Origin of the sequence: Antarctobacter sp. (assembly GCF_034670325.1) — a bacterium.
In the GTDB taxonomy this organism is placed as follows: Bacteria; Pseudomonadota; Alphaproteobacteria; order Rhodobacterales; family Rhodobacteraceae; genus Antarctobacter.
Map to the genome: position 1 here is coordinate 160119 of NZ_JAXMNR010000005.1, position 25818 is coordinate 185936.

At 62.0% G+C, this 25818-nt stretch carries 28 protein-coding genes; 7 read left to right on the forward strand and 21 right to left on the reverse strand.

Annotation, left to right across the window (positions count from 1 at the left end; genetic code table 11):
• Positions 1–3 precede the first annotated feature (3 nt).
• Complete coding sequence (locus VOI21_RS13930; RefSeq protein WP_323770534.1) at positions 4–759, forward strand: class II aldolase and adducin N-terminal domain-containing protein; 756 nt, start codon at positions 4–6, stop codon at positions 757–759.
• 3 nt (positions 760–762) lie between these two features.
• Here the strand turns inward: VOI21_RS13930 and VOI21_RS13935 are convergent, their stop codons facing one another.
• Both VOI21_RS13935 and VOI21_RS13940 read right to left on the reverse strand, forming a co-directional pair.
• The gene (locus VOI21_RS13935; protein WP_323770535.1) at positions 763–1389 is read right to left on the reverse strand and encodes a class I SAM-dependent methyltransferase; all 627 of its coding nucleotides are present in this window, start codon (positions 1387–1389) and stop codon (positions 763–765) included.
• Between the two features lie 68 nt (positions 1390–1457).
• Entirely contained in the window at positions 1458–1940 is a 483-nt protein-coding gene (locus VOI21_RS13940) for a lytic transglycosylase domain-containing protein (protein WP_323770536.1), read from the reverse strand.
• 186 nt (positions 1941–2126) lie between these two features.
• On the opposite strand from VOI21_RS13940, the gene VOI21_RS13945 reads away from it, so the two are divergent.
• A complete protein-coding gene (locus VOI21_RS13945) occupies positions 2127–2990 on the forward strand; it encodes an SDR family oxidoreductase (protein WP_323770537.1) in 864 nt (287 codons plus the stop codon).
• Positions 2987–3613 carry an exopolysaccharide biosynthesis protein gene (locus VOI21_RS13950; protein ID WP_323770538.1) on the forward strand — a complete coding sequence of 209 codons (627 nt, stop codon included), beginning with the start codon at positions 2987–2989 and terminating at the stop codon, positions 3611–3613. The genes VOI21_RS13945 and VOI21_RS13950 overlap by 4 nt, the downstream gene beginning before the upstream one ends.
• A gap of 9 nt (positions 3614–3622) precedes the next feature.
• Here the strand turns inward: VOI21_RS13950 and dxs are convergent, their stop codons facing one another.
• The 6 genes from dxs to VOI21_RS13980 all read right to left on the reverse strand — a co-directional run bounded on the left by dxs (position 3623) and on the right by VOI21_RS13980 (position 8914).
• Positions 3623–5548 (reverse strand): 1-deoxy-D-xylulose-5-phosphate synthase, encoded by a 1926-nt coding sequence (gene dxs, locus VOI21_RS13955; protein ID WP_323770539.1) that lies wholly within the window; start codon positions 5546–5548, stop codon positions 3623–3625.
• An 18-nt stretch (positions 5549–5566) separates the two neighbouring features.
• Positions 5567–6439, reverse strand: coding sequence for a farnesyl diphosphate synthase (locus VOI21_RS13960; protein WP_323770540.1), 873 nt, complete (start codon positions 6437–6439; stop codon positions 5567–5569).
• A complete protein-coding gene (locus VOI21_RS13965; RefSeq protein ID WP_323770541.1) occupies positions 6439–6681 on the reverse strand; it encodes an exodeoxyribonuclease VII small subunit in 243 nt (80 codons plus the stop codon). The genes VOI21_RS13960 and VOI21_RS13965 overlap by 1 nt, the downstream gene beginning before the upstream one ends.
• Positions 6678–7601 (reverse strand): histone deacetylase family protein, encoded by a 924-nt coding sequence (locus tag VOI21_RS13970; RefSeq protein ID WP_323770542.1) that lies wholly within the window; start codon positions 7599–7601, stop codon positions 6678–6680. The genes VOI21_RS13965 and VOI21_RS13970 overlap by 4 nt, the downstream gene beginning before the upstream one ends.
• A gap of 111 nt (positions 7602–7712) precedes the next feature.
• Positions 7713–8414: a response regulator gene (locus tag VOI21_RS13975; RefSeq protein ID WP_323770543.1), complete on the reverse strand. Its 702-nt coding sequence runs from the start codon at positions 8412–8414 to the stop codon at positions 7713–7715.
• Complete coding sequence (locus tag VOI21_RS13980) at positions 8411–8914, reverse strand: MarR family winged helix-turn-helix transcriptional regulator (protein ID WP_323770544.1); 504 nt, start codon at positions 8912–8914, stop codon at positions 8411–8413. The genes VOI21_RS13975 and VOI21_RS13980 overlap by 4 nt, the downstream gene beginning before the upstream one ends.
• 167 nt (positions 8915–9081) lie before the next feature.
• Here VOI21_RS13980 and VOI21_RS13985 point away from each other — a divergent pair, with 167 nt between their 5' ends.
• Positions 9082–9954: a branched-chain amino acid aminotransferase gene (locus VOI21_RS13985; RefSeq protein WP_323770545.1), complete on the forward strand. Its 873-nt coding sequence runs from the start codon at positions 9082–9084 to the stop codon at positions 9952–9954.
• A 205-nt stretch (positions 9955–10159) separates the two neighbouring features.
• Here the strand turns inward: VOI21_RS13985 and VOI21_RS13990 are convergent, their stop codons facing one another.
• From VOI21_RS13990 to ribA, 10 genes are all read right to left on the reverse strand, one after another.
• Entirely contained in the window at positions 10160–11395 is a 1236-nt protein-coding gene (locus VOI21_RS13990; protein WP_323770546.1) for a PAS domain-containing protein, read from the reverse strand.
• A 100-nt stretch (positions 11396–11495) separates the two neighbouring features.
• Positions 11496–12734, reverse strand: a complete 1239-nt coding sequence (locus VOI21_RS13995) for a PAS domain-containing protein (RefSeq protein WP_323770547.1) — start codon at positions 12732–12734, stop codon at positions 11496–11498.
• A gap of 110 nt (positions 12735–12844) precedes the next feature.
• Complete coding sequence (locus tag VOI21_RS14000) at positions 12845–14029, reverse strand: ABC transporter permease (RefSeq protein ID WP_323770548.1); 1185 nt, start codon at positions 14027–14029, stop codon at positions 12845–12847.
• 116 nt (positions 14030–14145) lie between these two features.
• Positions 14146–15762, reverse strand: coding sequence for an ABC transporter permease (locus tag VOI21_RS14005; protein WP_323770828.1), 1617 nt, complete (start codon positions 15760–15762; stop codon positions 14146–14148).
• 29 nt (positions 15763–15791) lie between these two features.
• Positions 15792–16397 carry a DUF1330 domain-containing protein gene (locus VOI21_RS14010; protein WP_323770550.1) on the reverse strand — a complete coding sequence of 202 codons (606 nt, stop codon included), beginning with the start codon at positions 16395–16397 and terminating at the stop codon, positions 15792–15794.
• A gap of 107 nt (positions 16398–16504) precedes the next feature.
• Positions 16505–17626, reverse strand: a complete 1122-nt coding sequence (locus tag VOI21_RS14015; protein WP_323770551.1) for an extracellular solute-binding protein — start codon at positions 17624–17626, stop codon at positions 16505–16507.
• A gap of 111 nt (positions 17627–17737) precedes the next feature.
• Entirely contained in the window at positions 17738–18841 is a 1104-nt protein-coding gene (locus VOI21_RS14020) for an ABC transporter ATP-binding protein (protein WP_323770552.1), read from the reverse strand.
• 139 nt (positions 18842–18980) lie between these two features.
• Positions 18981–19544: a L,D-transpeptidase family protein gene (locus tag VOI21_RS14025; RefSeq protein WP_323770829.1), complete on the reverse strand. Its 564-nt coding sequence runs from the start codon at positions 19542–19544 to the stop codon at positions 18981–18983.
• Positions 19545–19568: 24 nt separating this feature from the next.
• Complete coding sequence (locus tag VOI21_RS14030) at positions 19569–20570, reverse strand: LLM class flavin-dependent oxidoreductase (protein WP_323770554.1); 1002 nt, start codon at positions 20568–20570, stop codon at positions 19569–19571.
• Between the two features lie 63 nt (positions 20571–20633).
• Entirely contained in the window at positions 20634–21716 is a 1083-nt protein-coding gene (ribA, locus tag VOI21_RS14035) for a GTP cyclohydrolase II (protein WP_323770555.1), read from the reverse strand.
• 147 nt (positions 21717–21863) lie between these two features.
• Between ribA and VOI21_RS14040 the strand changes: the two genes are divergently transcribed.
• Positions 21864–22550, forward strand: coding sequence for a response regulator transcription factor (locus tag VOI21_RS14040; protein WP_323770556.1), 687 nt, complete (start codon positions 21864–21866; stop codon positions 22548–22550).
• Positions 22551–22987: 437 nt separating this feature from the next.
• On the opposite strand, the gene VOI21_RS14045 is transcribed toward VOI21_RS14040, so the two are convergent.
• A complete protein-coding gene (locus VOI21_RS14045; RefSeq protein ID WP_323770557.1) occupies positions 22988–23392 on the reverse strand; it encodes a MarR family transcriptional regulator in 405 nt (134 codons plus the stop codon).
• Positions 23393–23558: 166 nt separating this feature from the next.
• On the opposite strand from VOI21_RS14045, the gene VOI21_RS14050 reads away from it, so the two are divergent.
• Entirely contained in the window at positions 23559–23987 is a 429-nt protein-coding gene (locus VOI21_RS14050) for an organic hydroperoxide resistance protein (RefSeq protein WP_323770558.1), read from the forward strand.
• Positions 23988–24007: 20 nt separating this feature from the next.
• On the opposite strand, the gene VOI21_RS14055 is transcribed toward VOI21_RS14050, so the two are convergent.
• Together VOI21_RS14055 and VOI21_RS14060 are read right to left on the reverse strand one after the other, a co-directional pair.
• Complete coding sequence (locus VOI21_RS14055; RefSeq protein ID WP_323770559.1) at positions 24008–24361, reverse strand: YigZ family protein; 354 nt, start codon at positions 24359–24361, stop codon at positions 24008–24010.
• A gap of 45 nt (positions 24362–24406) precedes the next feature.
• Positions 24407–25360, reverse strand: coding sequence for a LysR family transcriptional regulator (locus VOI21_RS14060; RefSeq protein ID WP_323770560.1), 954 nt, complete (start codon positions 25358–25360; stop codon positions 24407–24409).
• A gap of 179 nt (positions 25361–25539) precedes the next feature.
• Here VOI21_RS14060 and VOI21_RS14065 point away from each other — a divergent pair, with 179 nt between their 5' ends.
• Positions 25540–25752: a hypothetical protein gene (locus VOI21_RS14065; protein ID WP_323770561.1), complete on the forward strand. Its 213-nt coding sequence runs from the start codon at positions 25540–25542 to the stop codon at positions 25750–25752.
• Positions 25753–25818: the final 66 nt, after the last annotated feature.

Below are 25818 nucleotides of genomic sequence, written 5' to 3' on the forward strand. Positions count from 1 at the left end.
CCCATGAACGCACCACAGAACATCGCCAACATCGATTATTGGCAAGAGCGGGTCGATCTTGCCGCTGCATTCCGCTGGACCGTGCGTCTGGACATGCACGAGGCGGTGGCCAACCATTTCAGCCTGTCGATCAATGAGGACGGGACCAAGTTCCTGATGAACCCGGACCGGGTACATTTCTCGCGGATCAAAGCCTCGGACATGCTGGTGGTCGATGCCAACGACCCCGAGACGCTGAACCGGCCCGGCGCGCCCGACCCGACCGCATGGGGCCTGCACGGCGGTTTGCACCGCCACTGTGCTCATGCGCGTTGCGCGATGCATGTGCATTCGATCCATGCCACCGTGCTGGCCTGTCTCAAAGACAAGCGCCTGCCGCCGCTGGACCAGAACGCGGCGATGTTCTTTAACCGGCAGGCCGTGGACGACAGCTATGGCGGGTTGGCGTTCGAGGAAGAGGGCATCCGCTGCGCGCAACTGATGGCCGATCCCAAGGTCAAGACGCTGGTGATGGGCAACCACGGCGTGATGGTGATCGGCGACACGGTGGCCGAGACCTTTAACCGGCTCTACCTGTTTGAGCGCGCGGCACAGGTCTATATCACCGCGCTGCAAACCGGGCTGCCGCTGGACATCCTGTCCGACGACGTGGCCGAAAAGACCGCGCGTGAGATCGAGGAGTATCCGGGCGGCGACGAGCACCACCTGAACGAACTCAAGAAAATCCTCGACGAAGAGGGGTCGGACTACGCGACCTGAAGGTCAGACGCGGGTGAAGGTGACCACCTGACTGAGATCCTTAGCATGCGGGCCGGTTGATTCCGGCCCGTAAATACGCACCTCGCGCAGGGACAGATCAGAAACTCGGGGCCCCAGTGCGTCGAACCGCGCGGCAAAGCCCTTGGCCGCCCAGTGTTCGGCGTTGATCGACAGCGCCACAATGCCACCGGGGCGCACCACGCGTAGCACTTCGTCCAGCGCCTCGGGGCCGACGTGACCGTGGGTGAAGGTGCCGGAACTTACCGCCCCGGCGTAGGCGCCATCGTCAACCGGCAAGCGGTCCAGCAGGTCGCCGGTGAACAGCCGGCCATACAGGCCCTTCTTTGCGGCCACATCCAGCATCTCTTGCGATAGGTCCGTCGCCTCTACCGGGCCGACCCGGCAGCTGTTCAGCGCGGCCCCCAGCAGGCCAGTGCCTGCGCCAAGGTCGATCACTGGCCCCTGCCCGCCTGCCGCGGCATAGGCCTCGGCCACGTGCAGCGGCAGCATGTAATCCATGTCCACGGCAAATTCGACATCATAGGTCGCGGCCCACTGGGCGTAGAGCCTGCGGTTGTCGTCGGGGGTTTCCAGCCCATAGGCGGTTTCCAGATCGGGATCATCCTGCATGGTTGTGCAGACTAGACGGAAACACCGCCACGGGTGAAACGATTTTTCGTCGAAAAATCGGCTCTTACTCAGCCCGGGCGCAATCCCGTCTCGACCAGCAACCCCTTACGCTTGGCCTCGTAGTAATACCCGCGCGCGTACCACTTGATGGAATTGTCCCAGTTTCCGTCCGCGACGACGTAGGCGCCTTTGAAATACTTCAGCCCGTATTTCAGGTTGGTATCCGCATCCAGCAGGTCCTTGTTTTGGCCCTGAAAGCCCATGGTCCGCGCGGTTTGCGGCAGGATCTGCAACAGCCCCCAATAGGGTCCGCTGCGCGCCTTGGGGTTGTGCGTGCTTTCGCGGATCGCCAGACGATGCACCAGCCCACGCGGCAAACCGTAATGGTCGGCCCATTTGTTGATCTTGGCGCGTAGTTCCGGCGTTTCATTGGGGTGCAATGGCAGCGCCATCGGCACCGGCTTGTCCCCGGCAAGGGTTTCACGCGGGGCGGTGGAACAGCCCGCAACGGCGGCGAGGGCAGTGATCAGAAAGGCGCGACGGGCCAACATGACGGAATCTCCGGACAAACTGCACTCGTCCTAGCCCGCGTTTTTCAACCACGCGAGTCCGCGGCGGTCGCGTCGGCGAAAGGTCGCCAGAGAGGGCATGTGACCGGCGCAGGACCGCACCTCGACGCCTCCTGCGACATTGCGTCAAGGCTTGCATCTTGACGCCTGCAGCGCCACCTAGGTCGGATGACAAAGACCCTGCTCTCTCTTGGCCACGGATTTTCCGCACGCGCCCTTGCCAAAGCGCTGCTGCCCGAGGGCTGGCAGGTGATCGGAACCACGCGCAGCGCTGACAAGCTGGCACAGCTTGCCGCCACCGGGATCACCCCGATCCTGTGGCAGGCGGAGGCCGTGGCAGAGGCGCTGCAAAGCGCGACCCATCTACTGATCTCCGCCGCTCCGGATGCCGAAGGGGACCCGGCTCTGCGCATGATCGGCCCTGACATCGCGCGTCGCGCGCCCGCGTTGGAGTGGGCTGGCTATCTCTCGACCACCGGGGTTTACGGCGACCACGCAGGCGGCTGGGTCGATGAACAGACCCCCCTGACCCCGTCCAGCCGACGCGGCCAGATGCGGGTCGCCGCCGAACAGGCGTGGGCCGACATCCCCGATCTGCCGCTGCATATCTTCCGTCTGGCGGGCATCTACGGCCCCGGACGCGGACCCTTTGCCAAGCTGCGCAAAGGCACCGCGCGGCGGATCATCAAGCCCAATCAGGTGTTTTCGCGCATCCATGTCGAGGACATCGCGCAGGTTCTGCGCGCCTCTATCACGCAGCCCAGTCCGGGCGCTGTCTACAACCTGTGTGATGACGCGCCCGCCCCGCCGCAGGACGTGATCGCCTGCGCCGCCGAGATGCTGGGTATGCCCGTCCCGCCCGAGGTGCCCTTTGACGAGGCGGACATGTCCCCGATGGCGCGCAGTTTCTATGGTGAAAGCAAACGTGTCTCTAACGAGCGTATCAAAAAGGAACTGGGCGTGACCCTGCGCTATCCCGATTATCAAAGCGCGCTGGCGGCAATCCTCGCCGCTGAACAGGCATCCGAATGATGACCGCCGACCCCGAAACGACAGGGCCCACGCCCAAACGCAGCCCACAGTCTCTTGGGGAGTTGCTGGAGGCCATGCGCCCTTGCGAGGACGACACGCGGGTCTCTGTCGGCGACGTGCTGAACCGCGTGGGCGACCAGTCCTTTGCCGCCGTGATCCTTGTGCCCGCAATTGTGCTGGTGTCACCGATTTCCGGCATTCCCGGCAGTCCGACTATCGGCGCGCTGATCACCATGCTGGTGTCGATTCAGGCCCTGTTGGGACGGCGGCACCTCTGGCTGCCCGGGTTTCTGCGCCGCCGCAGCATCAGTGCGAAAAAGATGACCAAGGCAATCAACTGGCTGCGCAAACCCGCAGGCTGGATGGACCGGCACAGCAGCGGGCGGCTCAAGCTGCTGACCTCTCGTCCGGTGAGGCCGCTTGCCTTTGCGGCGGTCACGGTAATCGCGCTGTCGTGGCCGTTCCTTGAGATCCTGCCTTTCGTGACCTCGTTCTTTGCCGGGGCGGTGGCGATGATGATGTTCGGCGTGATGACGCGCGACGGCATCTATCTGCTGGCCGGATACATTCAGGCGGGTCTGATCACGCTGGCCTTGGTCTCGATCTGGGTCGGGCTGGTCTGAGCGGGCTTATCAGGCCCGCTTATCCAGCACCGTCGCGCCCAGAACCTCCAGCACCTTTGCCTCGATATCTGCTGCGTTCATCTTGGCCGCAGCATACATATCGCTTGGGCTGGCATGGTCGATAAAGGTGTCAGGCAGCACCATCGAGCGGTATTTCAGACCGCTGTCAAAGACACCTTCGTCGGCCAGCAATTGCGCAACATGGCTGCCAAAGCCGCCTATCGCACCTTCTTCGATGGTGATCAGCGCCTCATGGTCACGCGCCAGTTGCAGGATCAGATCGCGGTCCAGCGGCTTGGCAAAGCGCGCATCCGCCACCGTCGGCGACACGCCGCGCGCCTCTAGCGCCTCGCAGGCTTTCAGCACCTCGGAGAGCCGTGTGCCAAAGGACAGGATGGCAATGCCTTTGCCCTCACGCACCATGCGGCCCTTGCCGATCTCCAGCACCTCACCGCGTTCGGGCATCTCAACGCCGACACCCTCACCGCGCGGATAGCGAAAGGCAATCGGCCCCTCGTCATGCGCCGCAGCGGTGGCGACCATGTGTTTCAGTTCGGCCTCGTCCGCCGCCGCCATGACGACAAAGCCCGGCAGGTTTGACAGATAGGCGACGTCAAAGCTGCCCGCATGGGTCGCGCCATCGGCCCCGACCAACCCCGCGCGGTCGATGGCAAAGCGCACCGGCAGGCGCTGGATCGCCACGTCATGCACCACCTGATCATAGCCGCGCTGTAGAAACGTCGAGTACATCGCACAAAAGGGCCGCATCCCGCCCGCCGCCAGACCAGCGGCAAAGGTCACGCCATGCTGTTCAGCAATCCCCACGTCAAAACAGCGGCTGGGATAGCGTTCGGCGAACAGGTCCAGCCCGGTGCCGTCCGGCATTGCCGCCGTCACCGCGCAGATGCGCGGATCATCGGCGGCGTGCTGCAACAGCGCCTGCGCAAAGACCTTGGTATAGCTGGGCGCGTTGGAGGGTGCCTTTTTCTGCTTGCCGGTCACGACGTCGAATTTCGCGCGCGCGTGGCCCTTGTCCGGCGCATGTTCGGCGTGGCTATAGCCCTTACCCTTTTTGGTCAGGACATGGATCAGGATCGGCCCGGTGGCGCGCTGGCGCACGGTGCGCAGGACTGGCAACAGCTGGTCCAGATCGTGCCCGTCCAGCGGCCCCAGATAAGAAAATCCCAGTTCCTCGAACAGGGTCCCGCCCACGGTCATGCCTTTCAGCATTTCCTTGGCGCGCCGCGCGCCTTCGCGGAACGGCTCTGGCAGGAACGACACCGCGCCCTTGGCAGCGGCCTTGAGATCCTGAAACGGGGCTTCGGCGTACAGACGGCTGAGGTAGGAGGACAGCGCGCCGGTCGGGGGCGCGATGCTCATCTCATTGTCGTTCAGGATCACGATCAACCGCTTGCCCAGATGGCCCGCGTTGTTCATCGCCTCAAAGGCCATGCCCGCGCTCATCGCGCCGTCGCCAATGACTGCGATGGCGTCGCCGTGCCCGGTGTCGCACAGCCCCCCCAGATCGCGCGCCACGGCAAAGCCAAGGGCGGCGCTGATCGAGGTGCTGGAATGTGCCGCCCCAAAGGGATCGTATGGCGATTCCGAGCGTTTGGTGAACCCCGACAACCCGTCCTTTTGCCGCAAGGTGCGGATGCGGTCGCGCCGCCCGGTCAGGATCTTGTGCGGATAGCACTGATGCGAAACGTCCCAGATGATCTTGTCGCGCGGGCTGTCAAAGATCGCGTGCAGCGCCACCGTCAGTTCGATCACCCCGAGGCCCGCGCCAAGGTGGCCGCCGGTTTCGGATACGGCAGAAATTGTCTCTGCCCGCAGTTCTTCGGCAAGCTGCTCCAGCTCGGTATCGGAGAACTGTTTGAGGTCCGCCGGGGATGTCACCCGGTCGAGCAAGGGGGTCTGGGGCCGATCGGTCATAGGGCACCCTCCGTCTGATCAGGTCCGCCGCGCAATAACGAAGCGCGCCGCTTGCTGCAAGCCTGTCGCCTCTGCGCCATACACAGATAGGCAATCACACGCCTCGGTCACAAGGGTTTCGGCGCGGCGTTTCGCCCCGTCCAGCCCCAGCAGGCTGACAAAGGTCGCCTTGCCGCGCCCCGCGTCCTTGCCCACCGCCTTGCCCATCTGCGCGGCGTCGCCTTCGACGTCCAGAATGTCATCGGCGATCTGAAAGGCAAGGCCAAGACGCTGCGCGTAACCCGTGAGCGGTGTCAGATCGGCCTGCGCCATCCGTGCGCCCGCCTCTGCCGACCAGCAGATCAGCGCACCGGTTTTACCTGCCTGAAGGGCGGTGATCTGGTCCAGCGTCAGCGGTGCGTCGGCCTGTTCTGCCGCCATGTCCAGCGCCTGCCCCAGCACCATGCCCCGCGCGCCAGAGGCCCGCGCAAGGCTGAGCACCAGATCCGCCCGCACTGCCGGATCGTCATGGCACTCGGCCCGCGCCACCAGTTCAAACCCAAGGGTTTGCAGTGCATCCCCGGCCAGTACGGCGGTCGCCTCGTCCCACTTGCGATGCACCGTGGGCAGGCCCCGGCGCAGGTCGTCATCATCCATGCAAGGCAGGTCGTCGTGCACAAGGCTGTAGGCGTGGATCGCCTCGATGGCGCAGGCCGGCCAGATCGCGCGGTCAGGCTCCACTCCATGCAGGCGCGCGCCTTCCAACACCAGATAGCCACGCAGGCGTTTGCCACCGGCAACCGCATAGCCCATCGCCTGCGTCACCGGCAGATCAGGATAGTCGGCCAGCACCGTTTCCAGATGCGCGGAAATCGCAGAGGCCGCCGCCACCAGCCCGTTGTCGAAAGCCATCAGAGTCCCTCGACCGGCTTCGTCCCAACTGGGTTGCCGTCGCCGTCCAGCGTGATCGCGGCAACCTTTTCCTCAGCCTCTTTCAGCTTTTGCTCACACCGCTTTTTCAACTGCGCGCCGCGCTCATACAGGCCAATCGACTCTTCGAGGGCCACATCGCCGCGTTCCAGCATGCCCACGACCTTTTCCAGTTCGGTCATGGCCTGCTCAAAACTCATCTCTTCGACCGGGGTCTCGCTCATTGGCCCGCCTCCATCAGGATTTCCACATGCGCCTTGCCGCTCTCGCTAAGCGCGCCAAGGTCATACCCTCCTTCGAGGCAGGACACCACGCGCCCGCCGCAAGTCTCTGCCGCCACATCGCACAAGGCGCGTGTGATCCAGCGGAAATCGTCAACACTCCATGCCAGTTGCGCCAGTGGATCATCCTGATGCGCGTCGAACCCGGCAGAGATGATCAGCAGTTCAGGCTGAAAGGCGCGGATGCGCGACAGCGCGGGCGTCCAGACGCTGCGCATCTCGGCGGTGCCCGATCCGGGCGGCAGCGGCAGGTTGAGCACATTGTCATGCGCGCCACGATCCTCCGCACCCCCGGTGCCGGGCCAAAGCGGCATCTGGTGCGAACCGATGAACAGCGTGCGCGCCTCGTCCCACAGCAGGTCCTGCGTGCCATTGCCGTGATGCACGTCGAAATCGACCACCGCCACACGGCTCAGACCATGCGCCTCCAGCGCATGTTTCGCGGCAATGGCGACGTTGCCGAACAGGCAAAACCCCATCGGCGTTTCCGTCTCCGCGTGGTGGCCCGGCGGGCGCATGGCGCAAAAGGCGTTGGCCACTCGCCCTTCCATCACTGCATCCACCGCCGCGACGGCGGCCCCTGCCCCGCGCAAACCGGCACGAAAGGAACCGGACGACAGCCATGTATCCGCATCCAGCTGAAACTGGCCGCTGTCCGGAATGGCCGATCTGATCCGATCAATATAGCGCTGCGGGTGACATAGCCGCAGGTGCGCTTCTGTCGCCTCTGGCGCGGCTTCCCGTACAAGGTCTAGCCCGGCCAGAGCGTGCAACAGATGTTCGATCCGTGCCACCCGTTCCGGGTGCCCCTCGGGCGTTACATGTTCCAGCGCATCCGCATGGGTAAAGAGTGCCGTTGCCATCGTGCCCCCAGTTTCTTCTCTGTAAAAATACCCGAACAGCGCCCGGTCCTATAGCGCCTCGGCCCGACCAAAACGCGAAACGCGCGCCGCCGCAACCTGTCTATCCGGGCGTCAGTCGGGCGCCAGCATGTATCCCGCGCCGCGCACCGTTTGCAGGTAGCGGGGCTGTTTCGGGTCAGCCTCCATCTTGCGCCGCAGCCGGGTGATCTGCACGTCCACCGCGCGCTCCTGTGCCTGCCCCTTGTCGCGGCCCAGTTCCTCGACCAGGTTCGACCGGCTCAGCGGCTCTCCGGGTCGCGCGGAAAAGATCCGCATCAGTTGGCTTTCGGTCGCGGTCAGCCGTACCAGATCTTCGCCGCGCCACATCTCTCCGCGTTCGATGTCATAGCGGATCTCACCCAATGTCAGCAGCTTGGGCACACCGGACTCTGCCGTGACTTCTGGCATCCGACGCAGGATGGCGTTGATCCGCAGCAACAACTCTTTGGGCTCAAAGGGTTTGGCAAGGTAGTCATCCGCCCCCGCCTCCAGCCCCTTGATGCGGTCTTCGGTTTCGGACCGGGCGGTCAGCAAGAGCACCGGCGTCTGCGAGGTTTCGCGGATACCCTTGGTCAGGCTGATCCCGTCCTCTCCCGGCATCATCACGTCCAGAACGATCATGTCGAAATCCAGGCCCGACAACAGCCGACGCGCGTGGGCGGCATCCCGCGCCGCGCTGACAAGGAATCCGTTCCGGATCAGAAACTTTTGCAGCAGCCCACGGATCCGCTCATCGTCATCAACGATCAACAGATGGGCGTCGTTTTCGCTCATCCCCGGCCCTCCCTCAGCCTGTGGTACTGCTTGCGCATCTCCGGGTCCATCATCGCTTCCAGAACGCGGCGAAAGCCCGCCACGGCCTCTGGTCCCGCATCGCGATAGGCGGCCCGCATCCGCATCCGTTGCGCATCCGACAGCTGCCGCTCCAGCGTATCGCCCGCATCGGTCAGGTACAGGTGCCGCTCACGCTTGTCGACGCGGCCCACGCGGCTTTCAACCAAGCCATCCTCGATCATGGTCCGCAAAACGCGGTTGAGCGACTGCTTTGTGACCCCAAGGATATTCAGCAGGTTGTTCACGGTGGTGCCCGGCGCGGTGTGGATGAAATGCAGCGCGCGGTGATGCGCCCGACCATAACACAGCCCGTCCAGAATGCGGTCAGGATCGGCAGTAAACCCCCGGTAGGCAAAGAACATCGCCTCAGCCCCCTGCCGCAATTGTTCATCCGTGAGGTAAAGCAGGGTTTCGCCCTGCGCGGTACGTCCCTCTGACATGTAGCATTCACCTTCGTCTCGCCCGGAGGCAGTTTAAGTCAGCCTTGTTGACATTCCAAGAGTGAACTGGTAGCGAGTCGCAGATTTGGCGCAACTTTATGTCCGTAACGGACCCAAGATACGCAATAATCGAAAATTTTGACCCGCTGCACGGTAGGAGAGACAAGATGGCAGATGGAGCATATGACGATCGCGACGGCAAGATCTGGCTGGATGGTCAGATGGTAGATTGGCGGGCGGCGAATGTGCACGTACTGACCCATGGTCTGCACTACGCCAGTTCCGTTTTCGAAGGTGAGCGCTGCTACAACGGCAAGATTTTCCTGTCCCGCAAGCACTCGGAGCGGCTGCATTTCTCGGCCCGCCAGTTGGACTTTGAAATCCCTTATACCGTCGATGAGATCGAGGCCGCCAAGGTAGCCGTTCTTGCCGCCAACGGGCTGACGGATGCTTATGTCCGCGCCGTGGCGTGGCGCGGCGCGGGGCCGGACATGGGTGTCGCCTCGGCGCGCAACCCGGTGCGTGTGGCCATCGCGGCATGGTCATGGGGCAACTACTACGGCGATGCCAAGATGAAGGGGGCCAAGCTCGACATCTCCAAGTGGAAGCGCCCGTCGCCCGAGACGATCCCGGTGCATGCCAAGGCCGCCGGTCTGTACATGATCTGCACCACGTCGAAACATGCGGCCGAGGCCAAGGGCTGTTCCGACGCGCTGTTCATGGACTATCGCGGCTACGTGGCCGAAGCGACCGGCGCCAACATCTTTTTCGTCAAGGACGGTGAGGTGCACACGCCCAAGCCGGACTGCTTCCTCAACGGGCTGACCCGTCAGACGGTGATTGGAATGCTGGAAGACAAGCAGATCAAGGTGCATGAGCGCCACATCATGCCCGAAGAGATGGAAGGTTTTGAACAGTGCTGGCTGACCGGCACCGCCGCCGAAGTCACACCGGTGGGCCAGATTGGCGACTTCAACTTTGAGGTCGGAGCCTTGACGCGTACAATCTCTGAAGACTACGAAAAGCTGGTTCGCAGCTGACCGAAGTCTTGCGCTCAGGCGGCAGGGTCTTGTGCCTTGCCGCCTTTCGTCAATGCCGTTTGGGCAGCTGGCTGCCGCGTCCGGAAAGGTGTTTCCGTAACCTGATGAACCGGAACCGGCCGCCCGGTCTTGTTCAATTCCTCATAGTCAAATTGCACGTCGCGACCGCCGCAACCGGTTTTTCCAGGCGCTTTGATCAAAGTCTCTACAGCATCGACCGCAACATGGCCGTGTTTGTCTGGATCACGGAATTCAAGTCGATCATGCGGGCAAGGCGTTGTTCGATTTCCTTTTGGCACTCGTCGAGATGTTCGACGATTCCCGTCAACGCGGTACCAGACCTAGACAAGCTGGCGTTCTCGATTTTACACATCATGCGGGTCGAGCTGAGCCCTGTCACATAGCGTTTCATGTCCAACACGCTGCGAGCAAAACGCTTGGCCTCTGCCTCGACCTTTTCGAGCGCTGTCGTCGTTTCGTTCAGAAACTTTTTGCGGTGTCTTTCCACTTCGGCGATTTCGGCCGCGACGTCGATCTGGTCGAGGTAGTCGGCGCTGTTTCGTCCAAATCCCTCTATCATCTCCTTTTCGACTACGGTTGCGAAACTCAAGAACTGGCCACGCAGGATGGCGTCCCGTATCCGGGCAAGAACACAGGTATCGCCATCGGCGAAAGTGCGTACCCAAGACGACATGTCCTCCAGCATCTGGCTGTAGTTGACCGAGATCGCGCTGATCGGTCCGCCGGCATTTTCCAACCTTGAGGCAATGATGCGCATGTTCATCGGCACCGTGCGGATCGCGGTGAAGGATTCCGTCATTTCGGCTGTTTCGACGGCAACTTGGGTAATAGCGCGGGACATGTCCAGAAACCGACGTTGCAAAGGGTCTATCACATGACCAATGCCCTGCGCCCGCGCCTCAAACTCAGTTGCCAGAGCGTGGCTTTGAAAGGCATCATAACTGGCGTAGCCAAGAGCCTGCACTGCTTCCTCGATGAGCCGGGCACTTGCAATCGGGCTTAGCCCGTCCTTCTTTTCGCGACCCAGAACATCGGCGTAGACACGTGTCATTTGGTCAAAGACGCTGGACGTCGGTTTCAGCCGGGTTGAAATGTATCCCCCGTCCGCTGGCGAAACGAGCGCAAAAACCCAGTAATAGCGCCCGGACTTGCAGCGATTTTTGACATAAGCGCCGGTCGGCTTTCCCACCTTGATCCGATCCCAGAGCAGTTCAAAGAGGCCCCGAGGCATGTCCGGATGCCGGACGACCTTGTGCGGAGCGCCGATCAACTCGTCCCAGCCATAATCGGCCACGCGCTGGAAAACGCTGTTCGCAGCCTTGATCACGCCACGTGTATCGGTGCGCGAATAGAACAATTCCGAAAGCTGAAACTGCGCCTCGGAGGTGGCATAGGCCGAGTCAGCCGTGAAAGCAGGCATGTGCTCCGTCATACGCAAATTCCGCCACAGGGCGGGACAGCCTGATCGGTCTGGATGAAACCCTTTGAAAACAGGTCTGTCAGCTGTTGCGCCGCGTTGCTCATGACATCGACCTCAACATCGACGTGTTGTTCTGGATCACAGCGTTCAGATCCATCACCCGCGCCAGACGTTCCTCAATTTCTTCCTGACAACTGTCCAGTTGCTCGACAATGCCGGTCAGGGCGGTTCCGGATTCCGACAGGCTTGCGCTTTCGATCTTGCACATCATCCGGGTCGAGCTGAGCCCGGTGACAAAGCGTTTCATATCCAGCACGCTATGCGCAAATCGTCGTGCCTCACGTTCAACGGCCGACAGGTTATCGACCGTTTGCTGCGCAAAGCGCTGTTCATGTTCGGTCAGTTGCGCAATTTCATTCCCGACGTCCACGTCATCGGGATAGGCATCGTCGGGAACCTCAAAAGTCGAGATCATCTCGCGTTCGGTGGCAGAGGCGAAGGCCAGAAATTGCCCCATCAGAACTGCTCGTCGAATATGGGCAAAGACACAGTCGTCCCCTTCGACAAAGGTTTTGACCCAGGTCGACATCTCCTCAAGCATCTGGCTGTAGTTGACCGAAATCGCGCTGATCGGCCCACCCGCATTCTCCAGTCGCGAGGCAATGATACGCATGTTCATGGGGACAGTGCGGATCGCCTTGAACGCTTCGGTCATTCTGCCTGCCTCTTCCCAGACGTCAGAAATAGCGCGGGCCATGTCGACGAAACGTTTCAGCTTGGGTTCAAGCGTGCGACCCATCTGGCGCGCACGCGCTTCGAACTCGGTCGCAAGGGCGTGGCTCTGGAAGGCGTCGTAACCGGCAAACCCCTTGGCGTCGATCCAGGCGCGCAAATCCTCGGCGGTCTCGGCGGGACTGGCCCCTCCCGCTTCGCGCTTTGACATTTCGGTATAAATTCCTTCGACCTCTGCGCGCAGCGGCGAGGTCGGTTTGATCCGGGTCGAAATATAGCCATCCTCGGTTGGTGCGAACAGAGCGAAGACCCAATAGAACCTACCGCAAGAGCGGCGGTTCTTGACATAGGCGGCGGTCGGCTGTCCTGCCTTCAACCGTTCCCAAAGCAGATGAAACATGCCGCGTGGCATGTCGGGGTGGCGGATCAGTTTGTGCGGCGCACCGATGAGCTGCTCCCAATCGTGTCCGGCCACCCGTTGGAATACGCTATTCCCGGACTGGATCACGCCGCGCTTGTCAGTGCGCGAATAAAACGCCTCTGCAAGTTGGAACTTGGCCTCAGAATTAGACACCCCGGACGGGAATGCGGGATCGAGTTCAGACATGCAGCGCCTCCTGTTTGGGGGCGATACTAGACCTAATTCCCTTTGCGAAATCTAAACGCAAAAGGCGCGACACCGGGGTGCCGCGCCTGAATCTCCAAATAATCCTAAGATTATCCCGGGCTCAGCCCGCGCATCTTTTCGGAACGCCGCCGCAACAGTTCGACCGTGGTCAAGAGCGCGATAGAGATGATCACCAGAATCGTCGCCACCGCTAGAATCGTCGGGCTGATCTGCTCGCGCAGGCCTGTGAACATCTGCCAAGGCAGCGTTTGTTGCCGGGCCGAGCCGACAAAGATCACCACAACGACCTCATCGAACGAGGTGATAAAGGCGAAAAGCCCTCCGGAAATCACCCCCGGCAGGATCAACGGCATCTGCACCCGAAAGAAGGTGGTGACCGGGTCAGCGCCCATGTTCGCCGCTGCCCGCGTCAGCGACCGGTCAAAGCCGACCAGCGTCGCCGTCACGGTGATGATGACAAACGGGATACCAAGGGCGGCGTGGGCCAGGACGACCCCCAGCAGCGTCCCTTGCAGACCGATGCGCGAATAAAAGAAGTACATCCCCGCCGCCGAGATGATCAGCGGCACGATCATCGGCGAGATCAGGATCGCCATGATCGCGCGGCGGAAGGGGACGTGCTCTCCAGACAGGCCAATGGCCGCCAGCGTCCCGAAACTGACCGAAAGGATGGTCGCCAGCGGCGCAATGATCAGCGAGTTGCGCAGAGCCTGCTGCCATTCCGTCGAGGTAAAGAAATCGCGGTAATGCTTGAGGCTATAGCCCGCCGGGTCGAACCGCAGCATCTCTGGCGTGAAGGTAAAGAAGTCCTGCGCATTGAAGGAGAGCGGCATCACGACAAGGATTGGCGTGATCAGGAACACAAAGATCGCCCCGCAGATCACCCGGAACCCGTAGTGCCACAGCACCTGCCCGGACGTCAGATAGGGCGGTAGCGGCACGCGGTAACGCCCCATGCCCACCCAATAGATAAACCAGCCGAAAAACCAGCCGAACAGCCCACCGACCACCAGCCCCGGCAATCCACCCAGCAGGAATCCGGCCACCGCCATCGCCGCGATCAGCGACCATTTGGCGATTTTCTCAAGTCCGGGGTCCAACACCTCGAGCAGAACAAAGGCAATCGCGGCAAGGAGCACGAAGCCGATGAGCAGTCCAAGCAGAACCGATCCGTTGGCCGCGCCGACAAAGACCCCTGCAAAGGCACCGGAGGCTCCGGCCACCGGGGCCGCGAACTGGATCGGCCGTTTTACGGCTTGTGTCTCGACAGCCATGGTTCAGCTCCCCTGCATCTGGTGCGCGACGAACGTGCGCGCCGTGTTGCTGGCCATGCGCAGTGCGCACACCCGGTCGTTGGTTCGAAAAGGAAACATCGTTGCAAACAGCATCCTCAGCCCCCCAGCTTGACGTTGTCGATGCCCACGATCCGGTCATACGCCCAGTAGAGGATCAGAACCGCCGCCAGCAGGATTGTCCCCAGTGCCGCCGCGAGCCCCCAGTTGAGACTGGACGAAATGTGATAGGCGATCCGGTTCGAGATGAACGTGCCGGTGGTGCCGCCGACAATTTCGGGGGTGATGTAATAGCCGATGGCAAGGATGAAGACGAGGATCGACCCCGCACCGATGCCCGGCACCGATTGCGGGAAATAGACCCGCCAGAAGGCCGTCCAGTTGGTGGCGCCGAGGCTCTTGGCCGCGCGGACGTAATAGGGCGGGATCGTCGACATCACCGAATACATCGGCAGGATCATGAAGGGCAGCAGGATATGGGTCATCGCGATGATCGTGCCCAACTGGTTATTGATCATCACCAACCGCGCGTCGTCGCCCACCAGCCCGATCCAGACCAGCACATCGTTGATCACGCCCTGCTGTTGCAACATGACTTTCCACGCGCTTGTGCGCACCAGAAGCGAGGTCCAGAACGGCAGCAGCACAAGGATCATCAACAGGTTGGCCGTGCGCATCGGCAGGTTGGACAGCAGGTAGGCCACCGGATAGGCCAGCATGATACAGCTGAAGGTGATCATCAGCGACATGAACATCGTGCGCTTGAACAGCAGGCCGTAGATGCGCTCTTTTTCGTCGCGCAGGGCCACGCCGTCGGGCGTCTTTTGCATGTCGACCGCGTTCAGGAAATAGCCCGAGGTATAGGCGGGGCTATAGGCCTTGATCGTTTGCCAGAGGTCGATGTCCAGCCAGTCCTCGTCGATCTGCTCGAACCCGTCCTTGAGCGCGATGGTCTCAAAATCGGGGCTATCGACAAGCGCATCGGCGGCTTTGAGCATCTCGGCGCGCGGCCCGGAATAGCCAGAGGAATCGCCGTCACGCAGGTCTTCGTACAGACGGGTGTGCACGATGCTCCACGGTTCTTCCTTGAGCAGGCTCTTCTCGTCCTCGTCAATCGTGAAATCGGCAAAGGCGCGGTAAATCTCGGCGGTGCGCGGCAGCAGGTCGGCCACCCCGTCGCGCATTTCGAAGGCGGGCAGCGGATCGCCCTTTTCCCAGCCTTCCATCGCCTTCAGCCAGTCGGGCGAGCCCATCAGTTCGGCCCATGGCTCTGCCTCGTCCCAATCGCGGTCAAGGTCCTTGAATTGGTCCTGATAGACCTCGCCAATGTCGTCCAGGCCACGGCCGGTTTTGCGGAACAGCGACGAACTGCCGGTCTTTTCATAGTTCAGACGCGAGCCGACCCGCGAATGCAGCTTGTTCTCGGCGGCAATGAAAAGATCGGTGTAGGCGGCATCGAAAACGGCGTCACCGGGCAGGTCGCCCGTGGAGGCATCCCAGTCCTTGATCGCTTCAGCGGTCAGCGGCATGGTCCCGTGGACCGTGCCTTGCTGGCTGTCATCGACCGACCGGAACAGCATGTCGGCAATCGGCGCGATAAAGGTGATCAGCACAAACAGCAGCAGCGGCGCGATCAGCGCCAGTGCCCGCAGCTTTTGCGCCCGCAGCGCCCGTGCAAGGCTGCGCTTGAGCGGTGTGCCATCGGCGGCCAGCATCGGGCCCGAAGTGGTCTGGGTGGTGTCGGTCACGCGGCGCCCTCCACAAGAATAATTGTGCCTTCGGAATAGTCGCGCCGGATTGCGGCAACGTCCTGATAGGCCGGATCATGATAGGCCGCGCGGGCGGCCTCGAAACTTGGATAGGCGATCACCACATGGCGCCCGCCCAGATCGCCCTCTAGCACCTCCGCCTCGCCACCACGCACGATATAACGCGCGCCGTAGCCGCGCATGATCGGCGTATTGCCAGTCACATAGGGGCGATAGGCCTCCGGATCGTGTACCGTGACATGGGCAATCAGATAGCCCAGCGGTGCATCGCCTGCGGGGTCCGGCAGATCCTCATCGTTGCCTTCGGCGACCATTATGGTGCTGCTGGCAGAGGCATGGCGGATCTTGGCGACCTCCTGATACTCGGGGTCGTGATAAGCGGCCTTTGCCGCCTCGTAACTGTCGAATTCAAAGACGACATGGCGGTCCTCTGCGGCACCTTCAACAACCTCGGCCTGCCCGCCGCGAACCAGAAAACGCCCGCCAAAGCCCAACAGGATCGGGGTGTCTTTCGCGACGTACTCTTTGTACGCCTCGGGATCGTTCACGGTGATGTGGCCGATGATATAGCCTTTTGGCATGTCGCGCCCCTGTCCCCTGTTCGGCTTGTTGGTTCGTGGCGGGAGTCACGCCCGCCACGAACGGTTTCAGGCGGTGTGGCGGGGATCCCCCCGCCACACCCAATGCCTTATTGCGCCAGCCACGCCTGGAACTTGGCGTCCAGATCGTCGCGGTAGTCAGCCCACCAGTTGTAGTTGTTCACAAAGGTATTCTGCGCATTGTTGGGATCGGTCGGCATATGCGGCGCCATCTCGATGCCCAGTTCAGCATGGGTCGACACCAGCGGAGCCGAGCTTTCGCGGGCCGGACCGTAAGAGATGTACTTGGCCTGATCAGCAAGACGCTGGGTGTCGGTGGCGTACTTCACAAAGTCCAGCACCCGGGCCAGACGGTCCTCGGGCAGATCCTCGGGGATCACCCAGCCGTCGAGGTCGAACATCTGCCATTCCCAAGCCATGCCGATCGGCTGGTCCTGCTCGACGATGGCCGAGAACAGGCGACCGTTGTAGGCCGACGCCATGAAGACTTCGCCATCGGCCAGCAGCTGGATCGGCTCTGCGGAAGAAGACCACCAGATGGTCTGGTCCTTGATGGTGCCCAGCTTGGCCAGAGCGCGCTCTTGACCTTCTTCGGTCTCAAGCAGGTCGTAGACGTCCGCGTAGTCCACGCCGTCACAGAGCAGCGCCCATTCCATGTTGGCGATCGGCTGCTTGTTCAGCGCGCGCTTGCCCGGATAGGTCTCCAGGTCGAACACGTCACAGGCACCGGTCGGCGCTTCGGCACCTTCGGGCACCATGTCGGTGCGATAGCCAAAAGTGGTCGAGAACACGATCTGCGGAATAAAGCAGTCCGAGACGATCATGTCGCCAAAATCATCCGAGGCCGAGGTGCCGTCAGGCGCGGACGCCAGCACTTCGTCATGGTCGAGTTCCATTGCCAGACCTTCGTCGCACAGGCGGATGGCATCGGCGGCCTCCACGTCGACAAGGTCCCATGTGATGTTGCCGGCTTCGTTCATGGCGCGCAGCTTGGCCACCGCCTCGGACGAGCTTTCGTCCCAAGTTGCGGATACACCGGCGTTCATCGCCAGATAGGGCTCGACATAGGCTTTCTGCTGCGATGCCTGATAGGCACCACCCCAGCTGACCAGTGTCATGTCCATTGCCATGTTGCCATGGCTTTCGGCGAAGACACCGGTCGCAGCAACGGTCAGGGCCGAGGTCGCCAGCAGAGTCTTGGTGAGTTTCATGTTATACTCCCTTTGGTTACCCGTTTTGTCTGGAGGGCGGGTTACGGGCTTGTACACCGCCCCAAGATCACGCCCCGCGCGGTCATTTCGGCGCGGGATGCGATGTTCAAGTTACCTGGCGTCCAGCGCCCGGCAATCTTCGGGCAGCCAGCCGATCTCGATCTGGCTGCCGGGCTGCAACCGCACCTGGTCCGGTGCATTGCGGGTCTTGATGACAAAGTCATCATTGCCCGCAACGCGCAGCCTGGTGCGAAAGATATCGCCCATGTAGATGAATTCCAGCACTTCGGCCTTCAACGTGTGAACGCCTTCCTTCAGGCGGTCCTTGTTGAACTCGACCCGCTCGGGGCGGATCGACACCCGCGTCCGTTCACCCACTTTGCTGACGTTCACCGGCGTCGCGTCAAGCACCTCGCCGTCGTCCAGCTGCACAACGCAGGTGTTGCCGCTGATTTCCTTGACCACACCTTCGAGCGTGTTGTTCTCACCGATGAACTGCGCGACAAAACTGTTCTGCGGCTTTTCATACAGTTCATCCGGCGGGGCCAGTTGCTGGATCCGGCCATCGTTGAAGACGGCAACGCGGTCCGACATGGTCAGCGCTTCGGTCTGGTCGTGGGTCACGTAAACCACGGTGATGCCCAGCTGGTGCGCCAGATTGGTGATCTCGAATTGCATATGCTCGCGCAACTGCTTGTCCAGCGCGCCCAGCGGCTCATCCATCAGAACCAGTTCAGGCTCAAAGACCAGCGCGCGGGCCAATGCGATCCGCTGCTGCTGACCGCCGGACAACTGCGCCGGACGGCGACCGCCAAAGGCCCCCATCTGCACCATGTCCAGCGCGTGCTTGACCTTTTTCTCCCGCTCCGACTTGCCCAGCTTGCGGACTTCCAGCGGGAACGACAGGTTCTCGGCCACGGTCATGTGCGGAAACAGAGCGTAGTTCTGAAACACCATCCCGATGCCACGCTTGTGCGGGGGAATGTTGTTGATCGACACGCCGTCCAGCTTGATTTCGCCATAGGTTGCGGTCTCAAACCCCGCCAGCATCATCAGGCAGGTCGTCTTGCCCGACCCGGACGGTCCAAGCATGGTCAGGAACTCACCCTTGGGCATACTGAGATTAAGATCTTTTACGACCAGCGTTTCGCCGTCATAGCTTTTCTGCACGCGCTCAAAGGCAACGAATGCGTCGCCACTTGCTCCATCGGCCACGTCAGACTCCCTGTCTGTTATGTCGCGGATTTTTTCCGCTGTCTTAACGCCAGACTAAAGCGTGTGACGGGATGGGTTGCAAGTAAATCGCTGGATTCTGCGTATCCGATGCGCAAATCCGGTCGTTCCGGTCAGAAAATCAGCGCCATACGGGTCGCGTGGACACTGATTTGCACCGATTCGGGAAGACTGGCGGCGGGTCGTTTTCCGAGTTTGCCAGCGCCTCGGGCACGATCAGCCGGGTGCCACAGGTGATCCGCGCTGCGATCCGTTGCAGATGGTCTGGCCGGAACGCGACACAGCCCTCGGTCGGGAATCCCGGACGCCGCCAGCGATGCAGGAAAATCGCCGAGCCCCGCCCCCGTTCGGCCCTCGGCCAGTTCCAGTCGGTCAGGATCACCAGATCATACAGCCGGTCGCCGCGCCGCAACCGCTCATGGCTCCAGCCATAGGGCGCGCGCACCATGAGGTTATAGTCCTCATGGGCCGGATCGTCCGACCATAGATCCGACGGCCCGATAGGCACCGCCCAATCGGTGGGCCGCGCGATCCGGTCGGGACGATAAAGCACACCGACAATCCGGTGAATACCGACAGGAGTCGCCCCGTCGCCTTCGCGTTTGTCTGTGGTCACAGCCCCTTTGCCGATCACGCAAGGCCACTTGCGGCCCGCGAACCGCAATCCCACAGGCGTCAGCACCATATCATTGACAGAAGGGACCCGCACTCAGGCCGCTTCGGCTTGTGAGATGCGGCCCATCACGTCGGCGGCGATCTCGAAGGACCGCAGCCGCGCGGTGTGGTCATGGATCTGGCCCGTCAGGATCACCTCATCCGGCTGGTATTGCGCGATCAGGTCGCGCATCTGCGCCTCGACCTGCGACGGATCACCCACCGCGCTGATCCGCAGCGCCTCGTCCAGGGCTGGCATCGCGCTGGCAGGAACCACCGTCGACAGATCGTCAACCGGCGCGGGCAGCTTGCCCGGCTGTCCCGTCCGCAATCGGTAAAACGCCTGCTGCATGGTGGTGCGCAACCGCCGCGCCTCGGGCGCATTGTCCGCTGCAAAAACGTTCACCGCCATCATCGCATGAGGCTGGTCCAGCGTCTCGGAGGGTTTGAAGTACCTCCGGTAAACCTCCAGCGCCTGCGCCAGCATGGTGGGCGCAAAATGGGAGGCAAAAGCATACGGCAAACCCAGCAACGCTGCCACTTGCGCCCCGTGCAGCGACGACCCGAGAATCCACAAAGGCACCTGCGTCCCTTCCCCCGGCAGTGCCCTTACCGGGCGGCCCTCCTCACGCGGGCCCAGCAATGCGCGCAGTTCGGCCACCTCTTCGTGAAACCGTTCGGCCCGTCCGGGCTGCACCCCAAGCGCGCGCATCACCGCATGATCGCCGCCCGGCGCGCGGCCCAGCCCCAGATCGATCCGATCCGGGTAAAGCGTCGCCAGCGTGCCAAAGGCCTCTGCCACCGCCAGCGGCGCGTGGTTTGGCAGCATGATGCCGCCCGCCCCCACCCGCATCCGCGAGGTCAGCCCCGCCACATGGCCGATCAGCACCGCCGTCGCCGCCGAGGCAATGCCCGGCATGTTGTGATGTTCCGCCATCCAGTACCGGTGATAGCCCCAGCTTTCGGCATGGCGGGCAAGATCGCCGGTGTTGCGCAGCGCGTCTGCGATGGCGGCCCCTTCGGGAACGGGCGACAGGTCAAGCAGAGAATAATGCATGGAAAAGGCTCCTTTGACCGCAAAGCTATGCACGGACGCCGCGCGAACAAGACCCCGCGCCCGTCATAGCAGGTGCCCGGACTTCGCGGCCTTTACCGCAAGGTAGCGGCTGTTGAACGGCGTCTCGCCCACTTTCAGAGGCACCCGCTCTGACACGGCGATACCGCAGCTTTCCATCATCCGCATCTTGGCCGGATTGTTGGTCATCAAGCGGACAGCGGAAAACCCCAGCTTGCCAAGGATCTGTGCGCCCAGCCGGAAATCCCGTTCGTCATCTTCGAACCCCAGCCGGTGATTGGCCTCGACCGTGTCGAACCCCTGATCCTGCAAGGCATAGGCGCGCATCTTGTTGGCGAGGCCAATACCGCGGCCCTCCTGCTGCAGGTACAGCAGCACGCCTGCCCCCTCTTGCCCCATCTGCATCAGCGCCGCGTTCAACTGAGGTCCACAATCGCATTTGAGCGAGCCCAGCAGATCGCCAGTGAAACAGGCCGAATGCAGCCGCGCCAGAACCGGCTTGGCTCTGTCGGGGCGGCCGATCTCGATGGCATAATGTTCCTCGGACCCGTCCTTGGGCCGGTAGATGTGCAGCCGCGCATTCTCTGCCGCGCGCAGAGGCACACGGGCCGAGACAACGTGATCCAGTTCAGGCAAGGCATCCAACAACGGTGCGGCCTCTGCCGCGTCGATCAGCAACAGGCCCTCTGCCGTCGCCGTCTCTGCCGACACCGCGACCACCAGCGCGGCGGGCAACAGGCGCGCGCCTTTGCACAATTGCAGCGCCAGCCGGTGCAGCGCCGCCGAACCGCCGCGCCGCGTCTGCAACGGCCCTTTCATCGGGTTCGCCAGATCATCCGCCGGGTCAGCCAGATCCTGCACCCACGACAGTCGCGCCTCCTCGGGGACGACAACCCGCGCCACACCCTCGTCATAGGCGCGCGCCTTCAGCGTCGCCGCGCGCCGGTCGGTCAGGGCAAGGTCCAGCGGTCCCAGCCCCCGCAGCGCGCACAACCGCGCCTCGGACAGCGTTTCCGCAGAGGCCACCAGCACCGTCTGGCCACCGCCCGTCAACCCGACAGGCACCCCCATCCGCAGGTCCGCGCGCGCCCGCGCAAGTGTTTCATTCAGGTCCGGCCTCAGTCCCACCTGTGCCTCCTTCGGCTGGCCAACTCCCCGGCTTTCTGTAACATTTCGCCCCCACGCACACGAGGACGTGAGACGCTTGCAGCAAAGGTTGCCGGAGGCGCACTCTGATCACAAATGCCTGAAAACGCAACACGGAGGCCCGAACCCATGGCGCAACTGCGAAACATCCTGCTGGTCGATGACGAAGAAGACCTGCGCGAGGCGCTGGCCGAGCAGTTGATCATGACCGAGGACTTCGAGGTTTTCGAGGCAGACAGCGGCACAACAGCCATGTCCCGGGTCAAGGAACAGATCTACGATCTGATCATTCTGGATGTCGGCCTGCCCGATACGGACGGGCGCGAACTGTGCCGCCTGATGCGCAAACAGGGCGTCAAATCGCCGATCCTCATGTTGACCGGGCATGACAGCGACGCCGACACGATCCTTGGTCTTGATGCAGGTGCCAACGACTACGTCACCAAGCCGTTCAAGTTTCCGGTCCTTCTGGCACGTATCCGCGCCCAGTTGCGGCAACACGAACAGTCCGAGGATGCGGTTTTCACCGTCGGTCCCTACACCTTCAAGCCTGCGATGAAGATGCTGGTGACCGAAGAGGACCGCAAGATCCGCCTGACCGAGAAGGAAACCAATATCCTCAAGTTCCTTTATCGCTCGACAGAGGGCGTGGTGCCGCGCGACACGCTGTTGCATGAGGTCTGGGGCTACAACGCCGGTGTGACCACCCATACGCTGGAAACCCACATCTACCGCCTGCGCCAAAAGATAGAGCCTGACCCGTCAAACGCCCGCCTTCTGGTCACCGAATCCGGTGGCTACAGATTGGTCAGCTGAATCGGTCTCATCCTTAGGTCGGACTGGGCAGCGCATTTTTGCTGCGGTACGGTTGGTCGCACGCTGCATTGACCCAGATCAAAGTAGCATTGCCCGGTCATCTTATAGACCGACATGAACAGTTCCCGTGGCATGTGCGGGTTATCGCATGCACCTCCCTGTTGGACCTGGCCGGGCTTTGCGCCCGGCCTTTTTTTGTCCGTTTGGGGACACCTATCCAGCATCCGAAGAATTGCCCGAGAATACCCCAAAATTAGAGTGGGCCCTGGCATCCCCGCCAGGGCCCCGGAACGTTCCGTGAGTGTCGAAGGGCCGCGTTCCGGCAGATCTGTCTATCCCCGAACTCACCCTGCGGTATAAGGGTAAATGATCGGTCAACGTTCCCCGTTTGCCGGTCGTGCAAACTCCCCCTATTCCCGTTTTTCAGGCCGACGGCCTTAGACCGGGGTCCCGCCCGATGCGGTGTCCAGATCGGCCTCTTCGCGCAGGTTGTCGCGCAGGATCATCACGTCGTCGCGCAGGCGCACCGCCTCGTCCACGCTCAGTCCCGTCTGGTCCAGAAAGCAGCGCGACACGTCAGCGCTTTGCGCCTGCAAAGCGCGCCCTTCATCCGTCAGCCGAATGCGAACCTGACGCTCGTCAGTCGGATCGCGGCGGCGGGTCAACATGCCCTTCGCCTCCAACCGTTTGACCAGTGGCGTCAAAGTGTTCGATGCCAATTGCATCTGAATCGCAAGTGATCCCAGCGTCCTGTCATCCTCAGACCAGAGCGCCGACAGCACAAGGTATTGCGGATAGGTCAATCCCAGCGGGTCAAGCAGCGGCTTATATGCCTGCTGCATGGCGTGCCCTGCGGAATACAGCGCAAAGCAAAGCATTTCGGAAGGTGAAAGTGTCTTTGTCATACGCCCTGAATAAGTCGCGCACGAAATAATCGCAAGCGTTGACAACACCCGCCACGACAACTTATCTCGTGCTGGAAATAATCGAACACGAAAGGACTCCCTCATGAGCGTGGACACCAAATACTGGACTGAAGCATGGGCCACCGGTGGCGGCCGCAACGGCACCGCAGGTCTGGCCTCGGGGATGCTGACCGCGACCATGACCAGCCCGACAGAGCTGGGCGGATCGGGCAAGGGTCACAACCCCGAAGAGCTGTTCGCCACCGGCTATGCTGCCTGTTATCTTGGCGCGATGCGCTTTGCCGCGCAGAGCGAGAAACTGGGCGATGTCCCCGAGGACGCAAAAGTCACCGCGCATGTCGGCATTGGACCGCGCGACGACGGTGGCTTTGGCCTCAAGGTCAAACTGTCGGTTTCGCTGCCGGGTGTGGACCGCGACGTGGCAGAAAAAATTGTCGAGCGCGGGCATTTCATCTGCCCCTACTCGAACGCGACGCAGGGCAATATCTCGGTCGAAACCGAACTTCTCTGATTTTTCAGGCCGCGGGGGGCTCAGGCCTCCCGCGCCTCGATAAACTGGCGCACCGCGTCCTGCACGTGGCGAAACCGATCTCCTCCCAGATGTTTGCCGCCGTACCAGCGTGTGACCACGACAATCGTGTCACGCAAATCCTCGCGCTCCAGCATCCGCAGGATCACCATACCTGCGCCACTCTCGCCATCGTCATGTTTCAGCGGACCGTCCGCCGTCAGGCAGGCCCAAGTGTTATGCGTGGCCTTTGCGAACTTCTTGCGCCGCTTCAACTCTTTGAGAAACGTCGCAGCCTCATCCGATGAGCGGCAAGGTCCGCCTGACACCGCATAGCGCGATCCTCGGTCGCTGATGATCCCGTCCAATATCAACATAGTTTCGCCCTAGGTCCGTACGACACCGAACGCAAGATCGCGCTCCTATTCCTGCTCATCGGCGTGGCTGCCCCCGGACCAGTCGCTGCCCAAGGCGGTCGGGGTCTCTTCGCTGATCGACTCCAGCCGGCTCATGACCTGATCCTGCTCCACAGCCAGCCCCGCCGCGACTTTACGCAGGGCGGTCTCGGCGGCAGATCGCAGGTCTTCGGGCAGATCCTCGCGCCAGACCGTCCAGACCGGATAGGGAAAGCTTGGCGCGTCGGGCACCAGAAACAGCTCTCCCCTGTCCAGATGCCGCGCGACATAGCGGGCCGGCAGATACCCCGCCAAGCCACGCTGGCGGATGTATTCGGCGCTCATCGCACCCAATGACAGGGTCAGGCCCGGGTTGGTCAGGTCCGGCAGGTGCAGCGCATGCGCCTGCACAAACTCTGGCCCCCAATCGACAAAGGCATAGCGCCCGGCCAAGTCCATATCCGGGTCCGGCCATGACGCGACCAGCACCAATTGCTCATCCATCAGCTTTTCGACCGCCAGCCCCGGGCGTAGATGTGGCGTGTACAGCAGCCCCATCTGGATCACTCCTTCGACCAGAAATCGCGTCAGCCGGTCGGCCATCCCCAATTCCGCGCGCAGGTTCACATCCGGCCGCATCGCGCGAAACCGGTCGAGCCAGCCAAACCCCAGCCGCGCCCAGAGCGAATACTGCGCTCCCACCGAAAGGCTGGTGGTAAAGCCCTCGGGCACGGCAATCTGCTGGCGCGCTTCCTCCCAGGTGCGCAGCAGCGACAGTGCGTAACTCTCAAAATGCCGCCCCGCGTCGGTCAATTCCGCCCCCGCCTTGGAGCGCGTGAACAATGGCCGCCCCAAGGACGCCTCCAGCCGCGCGATGCGCAGACTGACCGCCGATTGCGTAACGAACAAGCGATCCGACGCCCCGGCAAAAGACCCATTGGCGGCCACCTCAAGAAAGGTGCGGATCAGAGCGATGTCCATTTCTTATCCTTAAGGAATTCTCGTTTTAAACCTAATTCTTATTCGTTTTCCTTGTGTCTCGAAAGGGCGTATTTCAAATCTCACAGGGAGGAGGTCGGGCCAGACTGCCTTGACGGGATCATCCCCCCCGACAAGAGGCCCGACCAACTTGCTGTAGCCGCCCGCGAAAAGGAGCCACCATGACACAGATGATAACCCGCGGTCTGACCGCAACCGCCGCCGCGCTCGCCCTGACCTTGATGGGTGGCTGCTCCGCCGAACGCGCTTTTGACAACACCGTCGATGCCTCGCTCTTCGTCGGCAAAACGGCCGTCAAAGCCACGGCCGGGGCGACAAAACTGGCGGTCAAGGGCACCCGCTCGGTTGTGCGCGGCACAAGCGACGAAATGTAACCAGCCCCAGATTAGACGAAAAAAGCCCCGGACCACTGGTCCGGGGCTTTCTGTCTTGGATCAAAG